The sequence below is a fragment of the Candidatus Agathobaculum pullicola genome (assembly GCF_052117205.1).
Taxonomy (GTDB): Bacteria; Bacillota; Clostridia; order Oscillospirales; family Butyricicoccaceae; genus Agathobaculum; species Agathobaculum pullicola.
Genome location: NZ_JBQKJP010000009.1, coordinates 47,517 through 63,928, shown reverse-complemented (window position 1 = coordinate 63,928; position 16,412 = coordinate 47,517). Strand labels below are relative to the sequence as shown.

At 55.2% G+C, this 16,412-nt stretch carries 8 protein-coding genes and 1 pseudogene; 2 read left to right on the top strand and 7 right to left on the bottom strand.

Going from position 1 to position 16,412, the window contains the following annotated elements; translation table 11 throughout:
• Window positions 1–60 precede the first annotated feature (60 nt).
• Window positions 61–897 (bottom strand): annotated as a pseudogene (locus ACTQ3V_RS05460) (nucleoside recognition domain-containing protein); the annotation flags it as partial.
• A gap of 274 nt (window positions 898–1,171) precedes the next feature.
• On the opposite strand from ACTQ3V_RS05460, the gene ACTQ3V_RS05455 reads away from it, so the two are divergent.
• On the top strand, window positions 1,172–6,535 hold the full coding sequence (locus ACTQ3V_RS05455) for an S-layer homology domain-containing protein (protein ID WP_441466635.1): 5,364 nt from the start codon (window positions 1,172–1,174) through the stop codon (window positions 6,533–6,535).
• Between the two features lie 249 nt (window positions 6,536–6,784).
• Here the strand turns inward: ACTQ3V_RS05455 and ACTQ3V_RS05450 are convergent, their stop codons facing one another.
• Window positions 6,785–8,485 (bottom strand): methyl-accepting chemotaxis protein, encoded by a 1,701-nt coding sequence (locus ACTQ3V_RS05450; RefSeq protein ID WP_441466634.1) that lies wholly within the window; start codon window positions 8,483–8,485, stop codon window positions 6,785–6,787.
• 703 nt (window positions 8,486–9,188) lie between these two features.
• Between ACTQ3V_RS05450 and ACTQ3V_RS05445 the strand changes: the two genes are divergently transcribed.
• On the top strand, window positions 9,189–10,802 hold the full coding sequence (locus tag ACTQ3V_RS05445; protein WP_441466633.1) for a recombinase family protein: 1,614 nt from the start codon (window positions 9,189–9,191) through the stop codon (window positions 10,800–10,802).
• Window positions 10,803–10,855: 53 nt separating this feature from the next.
• On the opposite strand, the gene ACTQ3V_RS05440 is transcribed toward ACTQ3V_RS05445, so the two are convergent.
• The 5 genes from ACTQ3V_RS05440 to ACTQ3V_RS05420 all read right to left on the bottom strand — a co-directional run bounded on the left by ACTQ3V_RS05440 (window position 10,856) and on the right by ACTQ3V_RS05420 (window position 16,317).
• Window positions 10,856–12,607: an S-layer homology domain-containing protein gene (locus ACTQ3V_RS05440; protein WP_441466632.1), complete on the bottom strand. Its 1,752-nt coding sequence runs from the start codon at window positions 12,605–12,607 to the stop codon at window positions 10,856–10,858.
• Window positions 12,608–12,745: 138 nt separating this feature from the next.
• On the bottom strand, window positions 12,746–14,107 hold the full coding sequence (locus ACTQ3V_RS05435; RefSeq protein ID WP_441466631.1) for an NCS2 family permease: 1,362 nt from the start codon (window positions 14,105–14,107) through the stop codon (window positions 12,746–12,748).
• Between the two features lie 42 nt (window positions 14,108–14,149).
• Window positions 14,150–14,674 (bottom strand): adenine phosphoribosyltransferase, encoded by a 525-nt coding sequence (locus tag ACTQ3V_RS05430; RefSeq protein WP_441466630.1) that lies wholly within the window; start codon window positions 14,672–14,674, stop codon window positions 14,150–14,152.
• A gap of 114 nt (window positions 14,675–14,788) precedes the next feature.
• A complete protein-coding gene (locus ACTQ3V_RS05425; protein WP_441466629.1) occupies window positions 14,789–16,036 on the bottom strand; it encodes a FeoB small GTPase domain-containing protein in 1,248 nt (415 codons plus the stop codon).
• On the bottom strand, window positions 16,036–16,317 hold the full coding sequence (locus ACTQ3V_RS05420) for a FeoA family protein (RefSeq protein ID WP_441466628.1): 282 nt from the start codon (window positions 16,315–16,317) through the stop codon (window positions 16,036–16,038). Before ACTQ3V_RS05420 ends, ACTQ3V_RS05425 begins: the two co-directional genes overlap by 1 nt.
• Window positions 16,318–16,412 lie beyond the last annotated feature (95 nt).

Sequence of the window (16,412 nt, the reverse complement as noted above, 5' to 3'; positions counted from 1 at the left end):
AAGAAAACAAATGTTCTTGTGCTGCGCGTATAAAAAAGCCGCCCTGTGGGGCGGCTTTTTTCAGGCGAGTCCGATGAGTGTACATACACCATGCACCGCAAGACAGAGCGCAAGGCCGAACGCGGTCGGCAGCGCGACGGCGGCAAGTGTCCATTTGATGCTGTGCGTTTCCTTCCAGATGGTCAGGCAGGTGGTCGAGCACGGCCAATGCGCCACGGAAAACACCAGTGTGCACAGTGCGGTGCAGACAGTCCAGCCGTTGGCCAGCAGCAGCGTGCGGAATGCGGCAAGATCGGCAACATCCGCGATGGAGCCGGTGGCAAGGTAGCCCATGACGATGAGCGGCATGACCAGCTCGTTAGCTGGAAAGGCAAGGACAAAGGCAAGCAATATCACACCGTCCAGACCGAATAGCCGACCTGCGGGGTCGAGCAAGGCGGTCAGGTGCGAAAACACCGATATGCCGCCGATATCGAGGTTGGCCAGCAGCCAGATGAGCGCACCCGCAGGCGCGGCAACCGCCGCCGCACGACCGAGTACAAACAGAGTTCGATCAAAGACGCTGCGCACAATGACCTGCCCGATCTGGGGGGCGCGGTAGGGCGGCAATTCGAGGGTGAAAGAGGAGGGGGCGCCTTTCAGTACGGTTGCTGACAGCAGGCGCGAGGCCGCAAGGGTCAGCATCACGCTGCCCGCGATTACCGCGGTGAGCAGCAGCGCGCCGCCCGCTGCGCTGTCCGTGAAAAACACGGCACATAGGAAAATCAGCAGTGGGAACCGCCCATTGCAGGGCGCAAACGTGTTGGTCAGAATGGCGATGAGCCGCTCGCGCGGCGAGTCGATGATGCGGCAGCCGGTCACGCCGCAGGCGTTGCATCCGAAGCCCATGCACATGCTTGGGTAAAAAGAGGATGTGATGCTGATGCGCACCGCTTTCGGGAGATTCGCTTTGTCATGTGTCAATCGTGACGGGAAACTTGGAACAATGTAGAAAGTGTTCGTAAATATGGAAAGAAAGATTGAAGTTTCGGCTCTATCAGGCTATAATAAAGACAAATATTGCAAGCAATCCCCAAACATGCAGGCAACCGGGGGCAGTCCTCTCCGGATGAGAGCGCAATCCCCATTCAAGCAACCGGACTGCACGAAAAAACAAAGGAGGAATACCAATATGAGAAGAAAGGGTTTGGCCATGCTGCTGACCTTGGCCATGCTGTTGGGTATGTTTCCAACCACAGCACTGGCGGCGGGACCGCAAGACCAATTGGAGTCCCGGCAGGAGCAGATCGTGGAAAGTGAGACGGTCACCGTTGATACATCAGGCGTGGACCTGCCGGACAACGATGAACTGTTCGCCGGGTATGTGCGGCAACTGCTGTACCCGAAGTCCGGCGATGCCGTGCTGTTTCGCAGCTATGGCGAAACAGCGCTGACAAACGATTTAGACAAAGCAATCTATGAAAAGCTGAAAGAAAAGATTGAGAACGTAGCTGCAAACGGCGGCTCAACTGAGTTTACGCTGACGCTGCAAGAATTGGGCATTAAGGAATCGTGGACCACAAGCGAGGTTGGCATATCCGCTTGGATAGAAAACGGTGGGTTTACACAAGAAGCGAAAAATGCGATCCAGACGCAAATTTTCACACAGGATGCCAGAAAAATCATCAATTTGCTGATGGTTGACTGCCCTTATGAGCTGTATTGGTTTGATAAAACAGCGGGCTATAGCAGCTCGCCTTATCCGTCTGCATCGGTTACCGGCGACACCTTAACCTTTCAGGGCGGGTTGGAATTTTCGTTTATTGTTGCGCAAGCGTATCAGGAAAGCGCCAACCAGTACAGGGTGAGCAGCAGCAAGGTTTCTGCGGCAACGACGGCCATTCAGAACGCTAACCAGATTGTTGCGGACAACCAAGGCAAAACTGACTACGAAAAGCTGGAAGCCTATAAAAATGCAATTTGCACACTGACCGATTATAACAACGCAGCCGCTTCTGGTAACACCACGCCCTACGGCGACCCGTGGCAGCTCATCTATGTGTTTGACAACGATCCCGGCACCACGGTTGTTTGTGAGGGTTATGCAAAGGCGTTCCAGTATCTGTGCGACAAGTCGCAGCTGAGCAATACAACTTGCTACACGGTTACCGGCATGATGAGCGGCGGTACGGGTGCAGGCCGCCATATGTGGAACATCGTCAAGATGAATGATCAGAACTATCTGGTTGACGTGACCAACAGCGATGCAGGAACGGTCGGTGCAAGCGGTGGGCTGTTCTTGGATGCGCCGCAAGCAGGCGGCAGCATGGAAAGCGGCTACACCTTCACTGCGGGCAATAAAAATATTACCTATACATATGATGAGGACATCATGAACCTGTACGGCAATGCGATTCTCACACTGTCGGAGACGGGATACCAGCAGCAGACACCGATTGCAGGCACAGTGACCATTGACGGCACGCCGAAGATCGGTGAAACGCTCACGGCAAACACCAGCGGTATTACTACGCCGGCATCCGGTGCTTCTTTCACCTATAAGTGGTATCGAGACGATGCGGTGATTGGCAACGCGACCGGACAGACCTACATCCCTGTAGCGGCGGATGCGGGCAAGGCCCTGAAGGTTGAGGTCATGGCGGCAAACCATTCCGGCAGTGCGATGAGCGCTCCGACTGCCGCGATAGAGAAAAAGGATGCGCCGCAAGCGCCTACGGGCTTTGCTGCGACAGAAGTTACCGATACATCGATTACCATTACGGAAAATGTAGATTGGGAATACCGTTTGGGGGCGGATGGCGTTTGGCAGACATCCAATACCTTTACCAATCTGACAGCCAATACACCATATCAGATTTACGCCCGCGTAGCGGAAACAGAGGATACCAAGCCGTCTGATGCGTCCCAGCCGCTGTCGGTCACCACCGCGGCCGCGCAGATCGGCGCGGTAACCGTGACGGTCGCTGCACCGGAAAAGAACGGTACACCGGCGACTAAGGACAACATAACCGTTTCCGAACCTGCGGGCGGCGTAACGGTGAGCAGTGTGGCGTGGTCGGTAGACGGTGCGCCGTTTGCTGGGAACAAATTTGCTGGCGGTACGGCATATACGGTTGCCATTACCCTGACGGCGGACGCAGACCAGAGCTTTGCAAGCCCGACGTCGGTAACGCTGAACACCGACAGCGCGCAGAATATCACGCCCGATGGAAGCGGCAATCTGGTCATTACCAAAACCTTCCCTGCAACAGCCGCGAAAACGGTGGCGGGGCTTACGGTTATGACCCAGCCGACCAAAACGGAATACGTCGCGGGCGAGAACTTCGATAAAACCGGCATGGTGGTTAAAGCAACCTATGATGATGGCACGACCGATGACAACTTCACCGGTTATACTGTGGAAGGCGGCAATAACCTTGCGAAAGGCGCCGCTTCGGTAACTGTTAAGGCGGACAGTGCATCTGCAACGGTGGCAATCACGGTAAAGGGTGTTTTGACAGCAACCGATTTCGCCTATACAGCGCCTGCAAGCCTTGTCTATGACGGACAGCCCAAACAGGCACAGGTACAGGCAAATAGCGGCATTACCGGCATTGGTGCAATAACGGTCAAGTATAATGGCAATGCTGCCGCGCCCACGGACGCAGGCACTTACGCGGTGACCTTTGACGTAGCAGCGGGCACAGACTATGCCGAGGCAACCGGCCTGTCCGCAGGCACGTTCACCATTGCAAAGGCAACACCGACCATTACCGTAAATGATCTGACAGTTACGATTAATAAAACGGCCCCGCTGGGCGCGTCCATTGTGCCGGCTGATTTGACGTTGTCCTATCAAAGCGGCAACGATGCCATCGCCACGGTGGATCAAAGCGGCAACGTAACCGGCAAGGCGGTTGACAGCACTACCATTACGGTTTCCTACGCGGGCAACAGCAACTACAATGCCGCAGAGAAGATTGTTACGGTGACGGTCACGGATAAGACGCCCGTTGCGGTGACATTTGCCGATGCGGCAAGCAAGCCGTATATCGATGCCGGTTACAAGCTGGGCGAACAGTTCACCGCAGCAACGGTGGGGAATGGCACAGATGGCAAAACAGCAAGGTATCGTTACAACGATCAGGAGTATGATGCGCTGTCCGAGTTGCCTGCGGTAACGGACGTCGGCATCTACACGGTCACAGCGTTCTATGAGGATGAAGCCTACTACGGCGAACAATCGGCCACATTTACCATCACGAAGGTGGATCAGGCTGAGCTGACGATCAGCAGTGCCGATGCTGTTCGCTTTGGACAAACGCTTACGCTGACCACCGAGGGTGGCTCGGGCACCGGTGCGGTGACCTATCACGTCACGGACGGCACGGGCAGTGCGTCTGTCAGCGGCAACGTGCTGACCCCGACTAAGGCGGGAGATGTGACGGTCACCGCGGTAAAGGCTGCGGATGCAAACTATAACGAGATAACTGCCACGCAGACTGTCACGATCGACAAGGCAGAGGCGACAGAAGCCATGAAAACCGCTTCCGGTACAGTAGTGGCCGGTGCGGAAGGTTCGGTCACCCTGCCCGCCCTGCCTGCCGGCGCAGCCTATGGAGCGGTCAGCCTCGGTGCAGGCACTACGAACGATACTGTAGTCAGCCCGAGCGTCAGTGGCGGTAAACTGATCTACACCGGCGGCAGCACAGTGGCGGTCGGCACAGCGTATACAGTTACCGTTGCGGTCAATGGCGGTGATAATTACACCGACTTCACCATCACCGTTACGCTGACCGGCAGCAACAGGCTCACCCCGACCCTGACGGTCAATCCGATAAATGTTACCTACACCGGAAAGGATGTACCTGCCTCGGCCATCACAGGCACGGCTCAAGATGGCGATAAGACGGTATCCGGCACATGGAGCTGGGGCACCGGCAAACCTGCACCGAAGAATGTGGCGGACAGCGGCGCGTATGAAGTGCGCTTTACCCCTGACGATGAAGCGTATGCTTCGGGTACGACAACCGTTCAGGTAACCATTTCCAAGGCTACCCCGACCGGTGCGCCCAAGTATACGGCGATTACCACCAATGGAAAAACGCTTGCTGATGCCGGTCTGACCACAACGGGTAGCACATTTAATGTGCCCGGCACAGTTGTGTGGGAACAGGCGGCAAAGACCGAGGTGGCGGCCAATACCGCTTACAAATGGGTATTCACGCCCAACGATACGGCAAACTATAACACGCTGACCGGCTCTATCACGCTGTGGAATCGTTCGTCGGATAGCTCCGACACGACCGATGATAGCTCCGACCTGGTTTCGCAGCCCTCGACCAGCGGCGGCACGTCCACTGTTATCATGGATGTAAATTCGTCTGTGTCCGGCACGACGGCCAGCGCTACGGTTTTCACCTTGACTATGAATACTGCGGTGGAACGGGTGCTCAATGCTGCGGAGAAAAATGGCACTGATCCGGTTGTTGTCATCAGCGTGGATACATCCAGCCGCGCGGACGGCATGAAGGTTACGCTGCCGGTATCCTCGCTGAAAACGCTGGGTAAGCACGCTTATGCAACGCTAACGGTTGTTTCGGATGTGGCCGAGGTTACGCTTGACAGCGACGCGATTAGCGCGGTCACCTCGCAGGCAGTCAGCACGATAACGCTGTATGTTACGCCCGTAGCTACCAGCGAGCTGAACGGCCTCCAGAAAGAGGCAGTGGGCACTGCACCGGTGTTTGACCTGTCGTTCAAGAGCGGGAACACCACCATTTCGGACTTTGACGGTGGCCGCGTGACAATCACTCTGCCGTACACGCTCCAGTCCGGCCAGACTGCGGACGGTATTGTCGTTTGGTACATGGACAACAATGGCAACCTGACCGCTTGTGACACGACCTATAATACCAGCCGTCGCGAAGTGACGTTTACAACCACGCACTTTTCCAAGTATGTCATCGGCTACGAGGAGCAGGAGCCGGAGCAGAACTGGATGAACCCCTACGCCGATGTGTACCGTGGCGCATGGTATTACGATGCGGTGCAATTTGTCACGGATAAGGGCCTGATGAACGGCACGGCTGCTGCACGCTTCTCACCCGACGAGACAACCACCCGCGCGATGATTGTCACGATTCTGCATCGTTTGGAAGGCAAGCCGGTGGTTAACTACGCCATGCGGTTTGACGATGTAGCTTCGGGACAGTGGTATACCGAGGCCATCCGCTGGGCGGCGGCTAACAATATCGTTACCGGCTACGGCGACGGCACGTTTGGCCCGGAGGACACGATCACGCGTGAGCAGATGGCTGCGATTCTGTACCGTTATGCGCAGCACAAGGGCTATCCAGTCAGCACGACCGGCAGTCTGGGCGGCTACGCGGATGCGAATCGCATCAGCAATTACGCCACCGCAGCGTTCCACTGGATCTGCGGTCGCGGTATTATGGAAGGTACTACAACTACCACGCTCGGCCCGGCGGAGTCCGCCACCCGTGCGCAGGTTGCTACCATTCTGCTGCGGTTCTGCGGCGTGTACAACGTGTAAAAGTGAAAACATAGAGCAGACACAAGATATCCATACTGTATTCCACGACTACGACATCACGAATTGAGCGGGTTACACAGACACAAAAACAGACATCCACAGAAATGTGGATGTCTGTTTTTTCGTAAGGAGGATATTAGAGATTTCTCAACTTGGATAAAAGCCGTCGGCGGTTCTACCAACATACTCGGCAATTGTCATACATATCAGACGCGATGCCGCGGGTGCTTCCGGTACAGAATACGTTTTTTATATCCCGTATTCTGTGTTGTCATTTGCAATATTGAATTTGCCGACCAATGTTTTGAGCATGCTTGACTGACCGGACAATTCCTCACTTGCTGCTGCACTCTCCTCTGCCGTCGCGGAGTTGGTCTGCACCACGCTGGAAACCTGATCCAGTCCCTGTGCAATCTGATCGGCAGCCTGTGCCTGTTCCGCGGATGCCGTCGCAATTCGCTTAATGGATGCTACCACTTCATCGGCCACCGCTGCGGTTTCGTCCAAAACCTTTGCTGCATCCGTTGCCAATGCACCGCCTTGTTCCACGGCATAGATAGCGTTTTTGATCAGCTCCTGCGTATTCTGGGATGCCTTGGCAGATTTGCCCGCGAGGTTTCTTACCTCATCCGCCACAACGGCAAAGCCCTTTCCGGCTGCACCTGCGCGCGCAGCTTCCACGGCGGCATTCAAAGCAAGAATATTCGTCTGGAACGCAATGTCATCAATGGTCTTGATAATGCCCTGTATTTGCTGCGAGGTTTGCTTAATCTCATCCATTGCGGACATCAGTTCCTGCATTTTCTGTTTGCTTTCATTGACCTTGGTGCCAGTAAGCATCGTCAAATTGTTGGCAGAGTCCGTATCTTTGGCATTTTGAGAGATTCTTGCATTGATTTCCTGTATTGTAGCCGCGAGTTCCTCGACAGCACTTGCCTGCTGGGTAGCGCCCTGGCTGAGTGCCTGTGCACCGTGGGATACCTGCTCTGAGCCAGAAGCAACCTGATTGGCCGCAAGATCGATTTCTCGGAACGCATCGCTGAGAGATGTGCTGATCTGCTTCATAGAAGTTTCGATTTCGGCCAAATCACCGATATATGAAATGTTCATTTGGATATCCAAGTCACCTTGTGCGATTTGCAGCAATTTATCACGAATATCATCGATGAATTCTTTCAAATGCTGTTGCATCTGATGTACAGAATAAACAAGCATTCCCAATTCCGAGGTATCTTCCTTCATGTTGCCCTCGACTGACAGATTACCTTTGGAAAATTCTATCATTTCCCTCTGTATAATTTTGAGAGGACGGATTACCTTTTTTCTCGTAAACAACGTACTGAAGATTTGGAATGCAATAATCAGGATAACGAGGATGGTTACCATGATTAGAATGATAAGCACACTTGCTTCCTGCTTTTCGATTTCAGACGCAAGGCGCGCTTGAAATGTCTCAACAAATTCGGCCTGTAGAGATTCAATTTCCATCAAATCTGTGCTGTATGCCTCGCCAAATACATACTCTAGCGCAGAAGGAATATCCCCGTTCATTGCCAGACTCATAGCGCTTTCTTCCATCGGCACCAAGGTGTTGGAGAGTTGCAACATTTTGATGATAAGAGCGTCCTCTTCGGCGGTAAGCCCTATTTCTTTCATTCTGTCGTAGCCGATTGTTCGATTTTGCAAATTATATACTTCATTCTGGTAGTTATCGTGATATGTTGCTTCTCCAGTGGCGGCGCAGGCTCTTGCCTGTTCGGTTAAGTACCCGGCTGCATCCAAAAATTGCTGTGCAGCCGATGTTAATTCGTTTCCATCACTATACATTTTTATCGTGAGATTGCTCATAATCGCCGATAATAAAAAGGATATTCCCAGTACGATAACCAATGCAATAGTGCCCAAATTCAACGCTGTTAGTAATGTGGATTGCTTGACCGCCTTTTTCATATTGATTTACCCTCCTCGGATCCAAATTTCAAAGCGAGATGTATATTAAAAAGCGAAATTTGATGTGTCATATTCGCTATCTTTTCCACTGCTGAACCCTGCCCGGCAAGAGGCATTTTCGATGTTGTTCGCGTTTTGTACAAATTGATTGTTATTAGTATAACCTATCTTGTCCAAAAGGACAATGGTTTTTGGAAAAAATTGTGTACTAAAAAGAGCGATTTTACCAGCTGACAAATAGGGAGGATAGAGTCATGAGGTCAATGCTGCGTTGCAGCACTCAAAAATCACAAGAGCGGATAACCACGGATAAAAAGACGTATACATGCGGCATGATATCTGGACAATCCTTTCGTGAAATACCGCAGAAATGCGTTATTCAGAAACCGAAATAGATTGTTTCAGAGAAGTGTACGGAGATTGCTGCTCCGGCCTTGCTAAATAAAGAGTGATGCAGCTGCTGCACATGAGAAGCAATTCCAGAAGAAGGGCAGCATAGAATTTTATCAAAGTAGAAAGGAGGCCAAACAATGAATGATACCAAAAAAAACACGTATCCTGTACCGTGCCGTGCCACACTTCTCCAGCTGCTTGAGAACGCCATTGTGGCGCAGTTCGAGGAAGAGGCGGCCGGAAAGTCGGCATAGGTTAGCGGGAACGCTGGCGGTCGGCAAATGGGGAAGGGGAGATCATTATTCAAAAATTGTCGGCCGCCTGTAGAACGGTCTTGTATCTGCGGCTGAGCCGTGACGACGATAATCCGGGCGAAAGCGAAAGCATCCAGAACCAACGCAGCCTTTTACAGGCGTATGCGGCGCGGGAGGAACTTTGTGTTATAGGGGAGTATGTGGACGACGGATGGTCGGGCACCAGCTTTGACCGTCCGCGCTTTCAGGATATGCTCCGTGACATGGAGCAGCACCGGTTTGAGGTCGTTCTGGTTAAGGATTTGTCACGGCTTGGGCGCGATTATATCCAAACCGGGCGGTATCTGGAACTGGTATTCCCGGAGCATGGTGTGCGGTTGATTGCGGTAGGGGACGGGATTGATACCGCACGGGCAGATACCGGCCTGGCACCGTTTCGCAATGTCGTCAATGAGATGTACGCTCGTGATACCAGCCGTAAGATTCGCGGCGCGCTGTATACAAAAATGCAGGCAGGCAAGTTTATCGGTAACTTTGCGCCGTATGGATACCAAAAAAGTCCCAAAGACAAAAACCATTTGATTCCGGACGAGCGGGCTGCTGCGACCGTGCGGCAGATATTTGCTTGGGCAGCTGTCGGCAAACGGCCGGCAGAGATTGCGCGCATGCTGAACGAGCGCGGCAAACCGCCGCCTTCTGTCTATCGCTCTTTGGTGCATCCGGCACTGAGTCCCGACCATTACTCCAAGCACAAGGAGTGGACCTCGACGGGGGTCAGCCGCATGTTGCAAGATGTGGTATATCTGGGCCATATCGCACAGGGAAAGACCGAAAAAGTCAGTTTCAAAAGCAAAAAAACGCGCGTAAAACAGGCGGATGAATGGATTCTTGTCCCGAATCAGCACGAGCCGCTGGTTTCTGAACAGACTTTTGCTGCGGTGCAGCGCCAGCGGTCGGCCCGCCGCTGTAACCGGAAAGAGGCGTTTTCCAATCTGTTTTCAGGACTTGCTTTCTGCAAGGATTGCGGTAAGGCCATGTCCACAGTCGGAACACGCAAGAAAGGCTCGGCAGCCAATCTGGCTTGTGGCGCGTATAAACTTCGGGGCATATCTGCCTGCTCCAATCACTTTATCGCCTATGAGACGCTCTATCGCTGTGTATTGGAGGCGGTGCGGCAATACGTCTGCCTGTCTGAGCAGGAGTGCAGCGCATTATTTGAGAGGTTGAAGCGTCGTTTACGGCTTGACGAGCGGGGACAGGAAACGGGTCGTGAGCGGGAGCGGCTAATGCAGGAGATGGGGCAGGTGCAGCGACTGGTGGCGCAGCTTTACGAGGACCGCGCAGCGAATCGGATTGGGGAGACCAACTTTTATCCGATTCTGGAACGATATGAACAGAGGACGGCCGCGCTGCAGCAGCAGATCGACGCGTTGCAGCCGGATAGCGGGGCAGAAAGCCTGCATCGGCTGCAAGAACGATTGTGGGCAATCATTGGCCGGTATACAGATGTGGAGGAATTGACGCCGTCCCTGCTGTTTGAACTAATTGAGCGAATCGAGGTCGGGCAGGGTACATACGAAAAAACAGGGAAAGGCAGGGTCAAACGGCAAAAGATCGTTATTTATTTCCGTTTTTTGTCTGTGCCTTACGAAATTGACTGGATAGAATAAACGGGACGTACCAGCCAGATGGTACGTCCCGTTTGCTTGTATCCCTTGTGGGGTTATGGCAGTGCGGTGAAGTTCGTCAGAATTTTTGCTCCTTCTGCACGGGTGGCGCTGCCCAGCGGGGCGAGTGTGGTCGCTGTGCGGCCGTTGAGCAGTCCGGATGCCACTGCCCATTGCATGGCTTCCCGTGCGTATGCGTTGATTTGCGCGGCATCCGTGTATACAGACAGGTCGGCGCGTGCGCTGGTATCCTTGCCGAGGAAGTTTGCAAGTCGATAGAGCAGGACGGCGGCCTGTTCGCGGGTGACCGTGTCATTCGGTGCAAAGGTTTCGTCGGTGTAGCCGGTCACAAGGCCGTTGGCCCGTGCCCAGTAGACGGGCAGGGCATAATAGGCATTTGCATCCACATCAGCATACGGATAGCCGAGATTGTCGCCCACGTCGGGCTTGCCCGCGAGGTTGTACAGCACCGTGGTCAGCATTGCGCGCGACATTACGGTGTCAGGTGAGAAGGTATATGCGTCTGTACCGTTCATCAGCCCTTGCTGGACAATTTCACCCACACTGTCATAATACCAGCTGTCCGCAGGAACGTCAGTGAACAGACGACCATATTGAGTCAGTGTGCAGGTGACGACCGGGCTGTTCAGATGGCCGGATAGGATGGCGATGCACTTGGTGGTTGTCGTGGGTGTAAACGGCCCGGTGTAGGGCGTGCTGGACGCGGTCGGCGTGGAGCCATCGGTCGTGTAATAAATGGACGCACCCGCGGTGGCGCAGTTTAGTGTCAGCACACCGTTTTCATATAAAACCGTCGGCGCAGTCGTCGGCGGTATTCCCGCAACCGTCTGGGTTGTCACCGGTGTGCGTGTGCCATATTTGTCGATGCCGATGACCGTGAACGTCGTGTCACGGGTGATCGTGATAGGGGCGGTGTATTTGGTGCTTCCAAGATGCGGGGTCGCGTTGCTGGTTGTATAGTACAGGGTCAGCCCTGTGTCAGCGGTCGAAAACGTGACCGAAACGCCGTTGTCACCCGGTGTGGAGGTGATGGTCGGTGCGGCATATGCGGGCAGGTTGGTTCCTTTGTTCGGGGCGCTGGTGTAGACAAGGCCGTTTTGTGGGGTGATGCCGCGTCGGCGCAGCAGCTCGGCAACCGTGACAAATTCATATCCTTGTGCTTTGAGCGTATCAATCGCGCGCAGCGCACCCTGTACGCTGGTTTGATAGATGTCGTGCGCCAGCACGATTGCACCGTCGTGCGCGCCCCTGATGATGTTGTTATAGACTGTGCTTGCGTTGCGGTACTTCCAGTCGAGCGGGTCCACGCTCCACTGGATGATGGGGGCGGCAACCGTACTTTTGACCGCGCCGCCCAGCGCACCGCCGGGCGTGCGCACCATGTCGGTGTATGCGCCGCCCATGCGGTCAAACAGCAGACTTTCCACGCGACTGACTTCGCTTGAGATCGTGGCCGCGCCGTAGCTGTCAAACGGAATCAGGTGCTGATACGTATGGTTGGCGAGCTGGTGGCCTTCCTCGCGCATGCGGGTGAGCAAAGAGCCGTGGCTTACGATGCCGTGCGGGCCGTTTGCACCGTTCATAAAGAAGGTCGCTTTGGCGCCGCGGGCCTTAAGTCCATCCAAAAGGGTAGCGGTATAGGCCGATGGGCCGTCATCAAAGGTGAAGGCGATCAGTTTGGTGCCGGTACTTGCCGCAACGGGCGTTTCCGCAGCTGCCGCAGCAAGTGGCAGGCAGGGGATAAGCAGGACAAGCATCAGCAATAGAGCGGTGAGTCTTTTTTTCATAATAGTCTCCTTTTCGGGGAAAACATGGGATGTAAGTATCCACATTGTAACCGGTTTTTACCGCGCCGTCAATCATCCGATACGGGACGAAAAAAGCCGCTGCCCTGGAGGACAGCGGCCTGTGCCAGCAGTTTTTGCTTATAGGAAGATATACTTGAGGATGAACAGCACCGCCAGCACATACATGAGCGGAGTCACCTTTTTGCCCTTGCCAGCGGCGAGGTTGAGCAACACATAGGAGATCACGCCCATCGAGATGCCTTCGGAAATGCTGTAAAACAGCGGCATGGAGATGATGGCGAGGTAAGCCGGGATGGCTTCGGTCAGGTTGTCCAGATCGAAGCGGATCTCGGTGACCGTGCCGACCATCAGGAAGCCGACCATGATCAGCGCCGGCGCGGTGGCGAACGAGGGGATGGCGGTGAAGATCGGCGCAAACAGCGTGGAAACGAGGAACAGAATGCCGGTAACCAACGCGGTCAGACCGGTGCGGCCACCGACAGCTACGCCGGAGGCAGACTCAACAAAGGTCGTCGTAGTCGAGGTGCCGAGGATAGCGCCCGCAGAGGTTGCAATGGCATCCGACAGCAGTGCGGGCTTGATGCCCGGCAGCTTGCCATCCTTGTCGAGCATTTTTGCCTTGGTGGCAACGCCGATCAGCGTGCCGAGCGTGTCAAAAATATCGACAAACAGGAACGAGAAGATGACCACAACAAAGTTGATGATGCCGACCGCGCCGAAATCCACGTTAAAGCACTGGCCGAAGGTCAGGCCCAGCTTGGAAAAGTCGGTCATACCGAAGGCCGGGAACAGGGTGTAGAAGCCTGCTTCCGCGTTCGGCACATACAGACCGGAAAGCTCACACAGCATGCCGATGACCCAGGTCGACAGGATGCCAAACAGGATGGCACCTTTGACTTTGTGGATATACAGCACCGCCGTGATAAACAGGCCGACCAGCGCGAGCAGCGCGCAGATGCCCGAGGTGTGGAAGTTATCCGTGAAGCTGGTGATGGTAACAAGTGTGGACGAGTCCACCGCAAGACCCGCGTTCTGCAGGCCGATGAAGGCGATAAACAGGCCGATACCGACCGAAACGCCCTTTTTGAGCGTCAGCGGGATGGCGTTGAAAATCGCTTCGCGCACGTTGGTCAGCGAAAGCACGATAAAGACAAGGCCCTCGATGAATACTGCGAGCAGCGCAACCTGCCAGCTGTAGCCGTAACCGGCGACAACGGTGTATGCCATAAAGGCGTTCAGACCCATGCCGGCGGACAGCGCAAACGGTAGATTTGCCATAAACGCCATACAGACCGTGCCGAGGAAGGACGCCAGTGCGGTTGCCAGCAGTACAGCAGTTGGGTCCATGCCGGTTGAGCCGAGAATACTCGGATTGACCGCGAGAATGTATGCCATGGTCATGAAAGTAGTGAGTCCTGCCATGACCTCGGTGCGGACTGTAGTGTGGTTATCCGACAGCTTGAACATCTTTTCAAACATGTGTGGTTTCAACCCCTTTTGATTTTCTCTTTTTCCCTTTTCTTATTTGCCGTCGTAGGATACGACCGTCGCAAGCGGGTAGCTCTGCAAACGGTCGCGGCCGTGAAGCCCCTTTAGCTCGAGCAGGCAAACAATTTTGACCACCGTTGCGCCGAGCGATTCGAGCAGCTTAGCCGCCGCTTCCAGCGTGCCGCCCGTGGCGATGAGGTCGTCGATCAGCACGACGCGCATGCCCGGCTGAATGTCGTCACGGTGCACCTCGATCGAGGCGGTGCCGTACTCCAACTCGTAGGACATACCGGCGGTCGCACGCGGCAGCTTGCCTGCCTTGCGGATCGGAATGAACGGCTTGTGCAGCTTGTACGCGATCGGCATACCGAACAGGAACCCGCGCGATTCCAACCCCGCGACTACATCAAATGTTTCCCCCTCCAGCAGCGCGGCCATTTCGTCTACCGATAGCTGCAAGCCGTCTGCGTTGCCGATGACTGTGGTGATGTCGCGAAAGATCACGCCCCGTTCGGGAAAATCCGGGATACTGGTGATATACGGTTCAATTTTACTCATGCTTCCTCCTCCATGCAGTGTTTGTTCCGCATTCTGTGTGTAGTCTTATGCCGCCTACAGGCGACAAATCATACACAACCATTTTAAGCAAAACCCGCGCGCATTACAAGAGTTTTATTGCCGGAAATCCGATGAGATATGTAGCTTTTTCGCCCTACACAGAATTGAAAAGACATTTTTGTACAAATTTGGGAGAAGTGTACGGATTGGCGGGAGCAGAACGTAAGACGGCATCCGTTTTTGACCCAAGCACATGGTTAGACTTTGCTTGCCGCAGGCGTGTGCGCGGCGAAACGCATGGTCGAGCTGAAAGGCGACGCGCGGCAGGTAGCCTGCGTCCTCAAGCAGTGTGAACAGCGGAAAAAAGATGGCCATGGGCGGCAGCATGACCGATACAACCGTCGCCAGCACACGCCACAGGCCGTCTACCAGTAGGGAAACGACAAATGGCGGCAGGCCGAGTGCGGAAAGAAAGGCGGTAAGCGGTACGCTCAGACCGAGCAGGTGCTCGCCCAGCCATTCGCTCGGGATGTTGGCGCCGAACAGGGTGATGTAAAAGACAAGCGCAAGCAGCAACAGCATAAGCGGCAACCCAAACCGACGGCTGAGCAGGATGCGGTCTATGCGCCGGTCACGGGCATCCGCATCCGCGGGGCTCTGTACGCAGGTCAGGGCGATCTCCTCGGCGCGCAGCGCTGCCGCGGCGGTCATCCAATCGTCTAACTGCTGCGCGGACAGCCCCTCTGGCGGATGCTCGGAGAGCGCGGCGAGCGCCTCTGCGCGCGCAAGGCCGGATGCGTGCACCGCGTTCTCAATTTCGACGGGATAGCGAATGGCCGTGGGGCTGGGGAGGGTTTCTCCATCCAGCACGCTGCAAACTGCCTGCGTCAGCGCGGGCAGACCCCGCCCGCGCCGTGCGGCGCATGGCACGACCGGTACGCCCAGCTCGCGCTCAAGTGCGGGTATATCAATGTGGATGTGCTTTTTGCGTGCCTCGTCCATCAGGTTCAGGCATACAACAACGTTGGGCAGCAGTTCCAGCACTTGTAGAATCAGAATGAGGTTGCGCTCCAGACAGGTTGCATCCGCAACCAGAACAGCGGCGTCTGCTTCGCCATCGGCGAGAAAGTCCCGCGCGACGCGCTCCTCCGCTGAGCGGGGACGCAGCGAATACGTACCCGGCAGGTCGACCAGCGTCATTTCCCGTCCGCCGCATTGCATTGTGCCGCGCGCACCGGATACGGTTTTGCCGCTCCAGTTGCCGGTGTGCTGGCGCGCGCCGGTCAGCGCGTTAAAGACGGTGGATTTGCCGACATTGGGGTTGCCCATCAGCGCCACGACCGGAGTTCGCTCCGCCCCCATCAGGTATCCACCCCGATTTCAATTTGCGCGGCATCGTCTGCCCGCAGCGCGATGATCGCGCCGCGGATACGGTAGGCCGTCGGGTCGCCTGCCGCGGCGCGTTGGATGCAGGCCACCCGCGTGCCCGCCACCAGCCCGAGGTCTTGCAGACGGCGGCGCATGCCGCCCGACAGGTGCAGGGCATGCACCCGCGCCCCCGAGCCTTCGGGCAGTTCGGACAGCGGGGAAAAGATTTCGTGATCCATGCAATCATTCCCAGTTTGATAAATTTTTTGCCGCATTTCCCGCAGGGAAAGCGGTCATTGCATCCTATGCGGCAGCAGAACCCCGTGTGCGCGACAGAAAAAGCCGGAACCCGAAGGTTCCGGCTTTTGCG